Consider the following 1,471-nt stretch of genomic DNA (forward strand, 5'->3'; position numbering starts at 1 on the left):
GACCTTGGGCATTCCAAGGAATGAGAGATGCAGGAGTTGACATCGGAATTGCTCCAATGCCAACACTTCCAAACGGAGAGCATGTTAAAACATTCATGGGTGTTAAAGGATGGCACGTAACAAAGTTCACGAAAAATCCTTACTGGGCAACAAAACTTATCGAACACTTGTCTAATGATGAAAACTCGAAAGCTCGTTTTGAAGCAGTTTCAGAAATTCCTGCTAACGTAGCATTAGTTGAAGATCCAATTATTGCTGACAATGAAGGCGCTAAAGCTGTAGCTGTTCAATCTCAATACGCAGTGCCAATGCCAAACATTCCAGAAATGGGCGAAGTTTGGGGACCAATGGCTTCTGCACTTCAAACTGTGGCTACAGGTAAATCTGAACCACAAGCAGCTTTGGACGAAGCTGTTAAATCTATCAAAACTAACATTGAAACAAATCACCCAGCGAAATAATACTTGCTAAGTGTGTCTCCCAAAATCTACTCCGATGCCTGAGAAAGTTAATCGGTTACAACCACCTGCCATAGCTTCTTACCGTGGATATGGTAGAGATTTGGGTAGCATATCATGCTGGTATCAAAATGCTGGGAAAAGACATGGGCGGTATCCTTCATTCCGGAGGGTATTGCCTATCCTTTTATTTATCCTATTAATTTCAGTTTTTCGAATAGCATACTATAAGTATTGAAAACTACAATTACCGATTGTGATACATACTCAACACTTTCTTCTATGCTGAAAAGGAGGCCAAAGCCCGAATGGAAGGTTTAACAACTGCTACTCATCATCGAAGAAATGCCACATTGCTCTCCATAATTCCTGGATTCGGACAGTTTTACAATAAGCAATTTATTAAAGGAATGATCTTTTTAATTTTAGCGGCATCGTTTGCCATCGTTTTTTCTGAGTTTTTAGGAGTAGGTTATTGGGGCATTGTCACTTTAGGGGAAATTGCTGGATTAGATAATTCAGTATTCCTGTTAATCGATGGCATCATTGCTTTAATTATCACCATCATGGGTCTATGTGTGTATGCGTTTAATTTATATGACGCGTACCATAACGGAAAGAAACGTGATCTAGGCGAATCGGTAAACTCGGTAAGACAGCAATACCATAACTTAATAAATAATGGATTTCCCTACTTAATGATCTCACCAGGATTCTTCCTCTTGATTTTTGTTGTTATTTTCCCAATATTATTTGTCATACTTTTGGCATTTACCAATTACGATTTGTACCATTCACCACCAGGAAATTTAGTGGACTGGGTTGGATTCCAAAACTTTATTGATATTTATAAATTGGACATTTGGAGAAAAACATTCTTTGCTGTACTTGCTTGGACCATTGTCTGGACTTTCGTTGCTACAACTTTCCAAGTAGCTCTAGGGATCTTCCTAGCGATTCTTGTTAATCAAAAGGATTTGAAAGGAAAAGCAATCATACGTACAATCATGATT

General features: G+C 38.5%; 2 protein-coding genes. Both read left to right on the forward strand.

Annotation, left to right across the window (positions count from 1 at the left end):
- Nucleotides 1-461 (forward strand): extracellular solute-binding protein (locus AC1DSL_RS18135; protein ID WP_477533317.1); only part of this gene is annotated, 461 nt, incomplete at its 5' end.
- A 305-nt stretch (nt 462-766) separates the two neighbouring features.
- On the forward strand, nt 767-1,471 hold a 705-nt coding region (locus AC1DSL_RS18140; protein ID WP_477533318.1), incomplete at its 3' end, for a carbohydrate ABC transporter permease.

This window comes from Paenisporosarcina sp. P4_D4 (assembly GCF_056401835.1).